At 57.2% G+C, this 7449-nt stretch carries 7 protein-coding genes and 1 tRNA gene; all 8 read right to left on the bottom strand.

The annotated features are described in order from the left end of the window. Positions 1 to 468 precede the first annotated feature (468 nt). A tRNA-Lys gene (locus ACQQ92_RS01820) sits at positions 469 to 544 on the bottom strand. A gap of 28 nt (positions 545 to 572) precedes the next feature. After that, a complete protein-coding gene (locus ACQQ92_RS01815) occupies positions 573 to 1853 on the bottom strand; it encodes an aminopeptidase (protein ID WP_427748134.1) in 1281 nt (426 codons plus the stop codon). A 93-nt stretch (positions 1854 to 1946) separates the two neighbouring features. Next, positions 1947 to 2522: a hypothetical protein gene (locus ACQQ92_RS01810; RefSeq protein ID WP_427717870.1), complete on the bottom strand. Its 576-nt coding sequence runs from the start codon at positions 2520 to 2522 to the stop codon at positions 1947 to 1949. Beyond that, entirely contained in the window at positions 2523 to 3401 is an 879-nt protein-coding gene (locus ACQQ92_RS01805) for a phosphoribosylaminoimidazolesuccinocarboxamide synthase (protein ID WP_427748164.1), read from the bottom strand. It abuts the gene before it with no gap. A gap of 118 nt (positions 3402 to 3519) precedes the next feature. Next, a complete protein-coding gene (locus ACQQ92_RS01800; protein WP_154516828.1) occupies positions 3520 to 5085 on the bottom strand; it encodes a sensor histidine kinase in 1566 nt (521 codons plus the stop codon). Between the two features lie 11 nt (positions 5086 to 5096). Further along, on the bottom strand, positions 5097 to 5819 hold the full coding sequence (locus ACQQ92_RS01795; protein WP_006236208.1) for a response regulator transcription factor: 723 nt from the start codon (positions 5817 to 5819) through the stop codon (positions 5097 to 5099). A 152-nt stretch (positions 5820 to 5971) separates the two neighbouring features. Beyond that, positions 5972 to 7183, bottom strand: coding sequence for a hypothetical protein (locus tag ACQQ92_RS01790; protein ID WP_427748135.1), 1212 nt, complete (start codon positions 7181 to 7183; stop codon positions 5972 to 5974). Then, positions 7183 to 7446 carry a TIGR03905 family TSCPD domain-containing protein gene (locus tag ACQQ92_RS01785; protein WP_427717875.1) on the bottom strand — a complete coding sequence of 88 codons (264 nt, stop codon included), beginning with the start codon at positions 7444 to 7446 and terminating at the stop codon, positions 7183 to 7185. Before ACQQ92_RS01785 ends, ACQQ92_RS01790 begins: the two co-directional genes overlap by 1 nt. Positions 7447 to 7449 lie beyond the last annotated feature (3 nt).

The raw sequence follows: 7449 nt of genomic DNA, 5'->3' as shown, positions 1-7449 counted from the left end.
ACGCACTCCATATTTTGTTCACAAATAAATTGATCCTTCAGCTGTTTCACTGAAGTCATATCTGAAGCATCGGCTTCCGGTATTGGCGATGACCAGCTGGTTTATAGGTGTTGAGGTATCGGTCATCTCTGGTGCGCTACTTTACTCTAACGGCATCTGGTTTTGGTTTCCTGTCGGTAAAAGGCTGGTTTTGGCCGCCAGGCGTCCTTATATATAGAGAAGATCGGGTTCGAACCCGTGCACCGGCAACAAAAAAGCGGCCGGCATCCGCCAGTCGCTTTTCTATTCTATGGTGGGCCGTCAGGGGTTCGGGCCCGCTGCGCGGGCGGCCGCTTCGGCGCCTCCGCGCCTCGCGCGCTGCGCTGGCAAACGCTGACGCGTTTCCTCAGCTCCGCGCCCTTTCGGGTTCGAACCCGTGCACCGGCAACAAAAAAGCGGCCGGCATCCGCCAGTCGCTTTTCTATTCTATGGTGGGCCGTCAGGGGTTCGAACCCTGGACCTTGGGATTAAAAGTCCCCTGCTCTGCCAGCTGAGCTAACGGCCCGCGGATGGCATTGTACCACGGTCTGAGACTATTCCCAACTCCATTGGCCGTTCTGGAAAATCACAATTTCACGTCCATCAGGTGTAATGCCCGTAATATCGATGTCGTCCGTGCCAATCATAAAGTCAACGTGCGTGCTCGAAACGTTGACGCCATGCTCCAGAAGTTCCTCTTTGGACATGTCATACCCGCTTTCGATGCACTCGGGAAAACCGACACCCAACGCAAGGTGACAGCTGGCGTTCTCGTCATAGAGTGTGTCGTAGAATAGAATGCCGCTTTCACGAATCGGTGTGTTCTTGGAAATAAGCGCGACCTCGCCCAGATGAGCAGCACCTTCATCGGTTTCAATAATGCTCGCAAGCGTTGCCTTACCCACGCGAGCGTCATAGTCCACTACGCGGCCGTTCTCGAACTTAATCCAAAAATCGTCAACCTTATTGCCGTGGTGAATGAGCGGCATAGCCGAGTACACGATGCCGTCGGCGCGCATACGGTCGGGCGAGGTGAAGACCTCCTCGGTGGGAATGTTGGGGAAGAAAGGGTGACCGTCGGGAGTTTTTCCCTTGCCGCCGGCCCACTCATGGCCTTTCGTCATTCCAATCGTCAGATCAGTTCCATTCGAAGCGGTGTAGTGCAGGCAATCAAATTGATTATCGTTTAGGAAGCGCAGGTTCTTTTCGAATGTGGCGTCATGGAGCTCCCAGTCGCTCTCCGGGTCCTGGCCATCAGCACGAGCGGTGTGCAGAATCGCATTCCACAGCTTATAGACTGCAACCTCATCGGCGTCTCCCGGGAATACCTCGCGCGCCCAAGCAGCGACCGGAGCGCCGGCGATGCACCACGGGTTAATGTTGTAGTCCAGTCCACGGCGAAAGACCTTACACTGCATGTTCCTCGCCTTAGAAGCTGCGGCAGGCTTAGCGGGATCGATGCCCTTGAGGGCAGCAGGGTCCGTGCCCTCAATAAAGATAAAGCAGGCTCCGTCCTGAGCCAACGAATCCAGCTGTATGCGCTTCCACTCGGGAGTCTGCTCAAAATAGCTTTTCTCGACATGCTCGTAGGTAAGCCTCGTCACGGCATCGTCAGCCCAGATGACCGTCACGTGACCGGCACCGGCGTCATAAGCCTCCGCAACCACCACGCGCGCAAATGACGCGCACTCGACGGGAGACTGAACGACGACCTCCTGACCGGGCTTAACGTTGACGCCCTTGCGAACAACGAGACGCGCATAATTTTTAATCTTGGGCTCCAGGGACTTCATACCCTCCAGAGCCTCTTCGACCGTCAGGGCAGCTCGAATCATGTGCCACTCCATCTATCTACAGGACAGTAAAAAGGCACGCCGCAAAAAACGACGCGCCTTATATCTTAGCGATATCTATAGGTTGTAACGCTACTACTTCTTCTTGGAGGCCTTCTTGTCCTCTTTGGCAGCCGAGCGCTCGATGATAGCGTTGAGCTTGTTATCGGACATGCCCTCGGCCTGCGCGCGATACATATTACGCAAGGGACGGATGCGCACGAAGTCGTAGATGAAGTCACCCAGAATGACGATGTAGGACAAAACAATGCCGGCCATCTGGACGGGGCTGGACACCATGCCAGCGGGAGCGAAGTACAGCGAAGACCAAATGGCCACGACGAGCACCATGCCGATAGTAAGCACGGCCCACCAGATGCGGCGGCGCTTGGTGTAGTCCTCATCCTGCTTGAGAAGGATGCTCGACACCGTGTAGATGCGGTCCTCCTTGGCGCGCCGCTTAGCCTTGCGGGCGCGCTTCTCCTCTTTAGAGAGGCCCTCAAGGCTCTCGCCCTTCTCGAGCTCCTTGCGGCGTGCCTTGGATGATGCCGGCACGACGCGAACAGAACTCGCTGCCTGACGAGCTGGCTTGGCGGATGCGGCGGACTTGCGCGCAACCCCGGTAACCTCGTGGGATTGCGTGCGCTTGTTCGTGGCGCTGCGGGTACTCACTTACGCGTTCTCCTTCATGCTTGTAAACTGGGAGCCCGTGATGATCTGGAAGGCCTCGCGATAGCGCTCGGACGTGCCATCGATGACCTCGGCGGGCAGATGCGGGGTCTCCCCCGTCATATCCCAGTTGGCCTTGAGCCAATTGCGGACGAATTGCTTGTCGTAGCTAGGCTGAATCTTACCCTCCTCGTAGCTGGCGGCAGGCCAGAAACGGCTGGAGTCGGGCGTGAGGCACTCGTCGATCAGCGTGACCTTGCCATCGATGACACCAAACTCAAACTTGGTGTCGGCAATGATGATGCCACGGGTCGCTGCATACTCGGCGGCAGCTTTGTAGATCTTAAGAGACAGATCTCGGATCTGCGTGGCGATGTCCTCGCCAACGATCTCGCAGCAACGCTCAAACGAGATATTCTCGTCGTGATCACCGATCTCGGCCTTCGTGGACGGGGTGAACAGCGGCTCGGGGAGCTTGGAGGCCTCGGTCAGGCCCTCAGGCAGCTGGATGCCGCAGACGGTGCCGTTCTCGTCGTAGGTCTTCTTGCCCGAACCGGTCAGATAGCCGCGGACGATGCACTCGATAGGAATCGTCTGGGCCTTCTTAACCAGCATGGCGCGGCCTGCGAGATAGTCACGATACTCGGCAAACTCCTTGGGGAAATCCGCCGGATCGATGGAGACGAGGTGATTGGGGATGATATCGGCAAACTTGTCGAACCAGAACGCCGAGATACGGTTGAGCACCTCTCCCTTAAACGGAATTTCGTCGGGAAGAATAAAGTCGAACGCAGAAATGCGATCGGTGGCGACCATCAACAGGTTTTCGCCGGCATCGTAGATATCACGAACCTTGCCACGGGAATCCGGACGACGCTCCATCGTTGTCACGTGAGTCACTCCTTACCTAAATACGACAGAAATGCGGGTTCTTTACCGCACGTTTTCGCAAACTCGGAGCGGCAGGGACGCGGTCCCTCCTTCACCGAATAGCGAAAAGCTAGTGCTCCATTGTAGTAGATGCCGCGTCCGCCGTGTGCTCGCGGGGCAGATGAATCGTAAAAGTCGTACCCTTTCCAAGCTCCGACTCCACGGATATGTAGCCATGGTGACGCTCGACGATCTGTTTAGTTACGGCGAGGCCGACGCCCAGGCCGCCAGCTTCGCGGGCGCGGCTGGCATCGGCGCGCCAAAATCGTCCGAAGATACGCGACAGATCGTCCTTGGCAATACCGATACCGGTATCCGAAACGGCAATACTGACATGCTTGCGGTCACTGAGCACCGACACTACGACCCAACCGCCCTCGGGGGTGTAGCGCATGGCGTTGCTCATGAGATTGATGACGCATTGCGTGATCATGTCGGGATCGGCCTCGACGACATCGTCGTGCCCCTGGGTTTCATCTGCAAAGCGAAGGCGAAGGTCACGGTCGGCAAACAGACGCTCCTGGCCGTTCACAATCGATCGCACGAACGGAACCATGTCCACCGGTTCGAGATTGAGCGGAGCCGTGCTGTTTTCCATACGCGATAGGTCAAGCATCTGCTGCACCAAACGAGCGAGGCGACGCGTCTCGGAAGCGACCGTCTCCAGATGCTCGTCGTCGGTGGGGTACACGCCGTCTTGCATGGCCTCGACCGTTGCAAGCATGGCCATGAGCGGTGTACGAAGCTCGTGTGCGACATCCGAGGTCAGGCGCTTTTCGTGCTTCATATCTTTCTCGAGCGAGGTGGCCATCTCGTCAAAGGTCTCACCCAGCTGGTCGATTTCGTCATCGCCGCGCAAGCCCGTACGAGCAGACAGATCGCCGTCGCGAATTTGCTTGGCTGTGCTCGTAATACGATGAATTGGCTTGGTAAGCATGCGCGACACGAGCGATCCGATAACGACCGAGATGCAGATTGCAACAACCGCGGCAAGAGCCATGGCGTTAAAGGTCTTCTCCCTAAACGCAGAATCTGCCTTAGTGAGCAGAGCGTCGGAGCCGATAGCCCATAGCTTTACCTGTCCGACATGCTCGCCAGAGGACGTAACGATTTCGACGTTGGCAACGCTATCGGAGTCGGTGGGCGCTGACGAGACCGGGCTATGCGAGGCCTTTTTACCGCTCGAGCTGCTCGACGGCAATTCGCTCTCGCGCACATCGGCGGTCGCACTTGCCGAAGGCCATGAGTCGTCATAAACGACAACGCCCTTTTTGTTGACGACCTGCATACCCAGGTCGTCGGACACCAAGCTCGACGTCGCGACCGTGCGCAGCTCGCCCGCAGTCCAATTGCCGTTTTCCTCATACGACGTCGCAAGCTTTTCGGCAGCAGAATTGGCGATCTCGACGATATTGGAGCGCGTGTAATCCGAAAAGACGGTGCCCCACACAACGGAGACAACGCCCACCAGCACCAATACCGTCATGAGCGATGTCAGGGCAAAAGCCAAAGCCATACGCGAGGGATAGCTCATCGCCGGCCGTGAATCGGAACGAGGCGTGTTCCAACTTGCCTTGGAACCCGCCTCGTTCTCCTGCTTGTGCTTTTGTCCGATTTCAAAGCGCGCAGGTGTCATATGTGATTTACCTATTTCTCGTCCGACTTATCGGTCTTGGCCGGAGCCTCGAAGCGATAACCGACGCCGTGAACGGTATAGAGCCACTTAGGCTTCTTGGGGTCGTCGCCCAGCTTGGCGCGAAGGTTCTTCACATGGCTGTCGATGGTGCGCTCGTAGCCCTCAAAGTCGTAGCCGAGCACCTTCTCGACCAGCTCCATACGGTTATAGACGCGACCGGGATGGCGAGCAAGCGTGGTAAGCAGCTTAAACTCGGAAGCGGTCAAATCAACTTCCTTGCCCTCGACCAAGATCTTGTGGCCCGAGATATCGATGACCAGATCGCCAAAGTCGAGTACCTCAACGGCGGGCTCGTCTGCCTGGTGAGCACGACGGAATAGGGCACGAACGCGGGCGACGAGCTCGCGCGGCGAGAACGGCTTGATCAGGTAGTCGTCGGCACCAAGCTCGAGGCCGATGATGCGATCCTCGATCTCGCCCTTGGCGGTAAGCATGATGATGGGCACATCCGAGGTATCGCGGATAGTGCGGCAAACGCGCTCGCCGGGGATCTTGGGGAGCATAAGGTCGAGCACAACCAGGTCGAACTGGTGCTTCTCGAACTCCTCGATCGCAGACTGGCCATCGCCAACGCCAACAACCCAGTAGCCCTCGCGCTCGAGATAGGCAGCGACAGCGTCACGGATCGCCTTCTCGTCCTCGACCAGCAGAATCTTTTTTGCATCTGAAGCCATAACACGGCCCCCCTGTCTCAATTAGCTAAGAACAAGCCCATTTTAACGCACCTGAGCCCACCGGGCATCGCATGGGCGCGACAGCTCGGCGGGCGGTACTCACGGTTACAATGGGCTTATTCCCCCGTTGGCGCCTTTTTAACCCCTCGGCGCTAAAGAGAGAACAGGCGAGCGGTAACCGTCTCGGGAATTCCTTGGCTATTACGCACCGTGGCATAGGTTAAAAACGTATTCGATTTTCCCGCCGTAGCTGGATAGTCGCCATATTCGAGAGCGCGGTCGGGCGACAGCAGCGAACCATAGGTTTTAGCGGAGGTATCGATCAGAAAATGCGATGCCTGAACCTTAACCAGATATTTGCCCTTCCTGCCGGCGGCGCACGCGAGCGGTTCGCGCGATAGAAATTGATACGGGCCGCCCTCGTTACCAATGTAGGTACCCATATTGCCCAGGCCGCCCACGCCGGCATAGGTCGCCTCAATGGAGAACACAAACGTATCGCCCATATATACGGCCTCGAAAGGTGACACCGACGAAGGAAGGACCAGCTGAGCCCTCTTGGTATTGTTGCCGTCCGTCAGGTCGATCGCCGTCATGCCGTAGTAGACGCCCTCGTCATTGCGCACGCGGGGTGAGATAGTCAGGATGCCATCGCTCACGCGCGGTGCAGACGCAAAGCGGCCTGTCGACTTCCAGATTGCCTCCGCTTTAGATTCATCGAGCGAACGGCGGTAGCAATATGAATCGCTGCCGGTCTTATTGCCACCGGTCGAAGGCATCTTGTACCAGATGACCGACGAGTCAAAGGCGGTAAACAGCGGAGGGTCGTAGTCCTCACCGCCGCGATCAAGCTCAACGGCATTACCAGTAAGCGCCGCGCCCGACAGGGTTTGCGCATAGAGCTTCCACGACGAATTCGCGTAGTTCATCTCAACCCACGCAAACACGCTATCGGTGGCGCGAACGTCGTAAAACGCATAACCGGAACCCTCGACAGGATCGTCAATCAACGTGGTGAGTGAGCCGTCCCCCATGTTGAACACGCCAAGCGTGTTGGCATGCAGCGCAGATGCGGGCGCCATCATCGCCGCAGCGTAACCTCCATCGCAGTAGTACAGCAGCGTCCCCAATGGCAACGTCCACGACGCCGTCGGCTTAAGATCAATGTCGACGGCCTCATACTCTTCGGTAATCGAGACGATCTTGGAATCATCTTTGATAACCTGCGGCTCACCGGCAGCATCATCGCTGGTGCCCGTTTTTTTCGAGCACCCCGCAAGCAGCGTGGCAGCACTCGCGGCAGCACCACCCAACACAAATCCTCGGCGCGTTACCCCATTCTTAACGCGATCAAAAATACTCATTAGGCAATCTCGGCACGCGCGGCCTCGATGGCACGCGTAAGCTGGTCGGCACAGGAGGTCTTTTTCGTGCCGCACGTATTGCCGGCCAACACCTCAATCACACGATCGGAAGAAACACCTTCGACCAATTTAGAGATGGCCTTGAGGTTGCCGTTGCAGCCGCCGGTAAACTCAACGCCCAGCACTTTGCTGCCGTCATCGGAAAGATTGAGGTGAATATTGCGAGTACACACGCCCTGGGGCTTGTAATCAAACGAAATCATGCG

The sequence above is a fragment of the Collinsella sp. SGI.241 genome (assembly GCF_050312955.1).
Taxonomy (GTDB): Bacteria; Actinomycetota; Coriobacteriia; order Coriobacteriales; family Coriobacteriaceae; genus Collinsella.
This window is presented reverse-complemented; position numbering and strand designations above follow the sequence as displayed.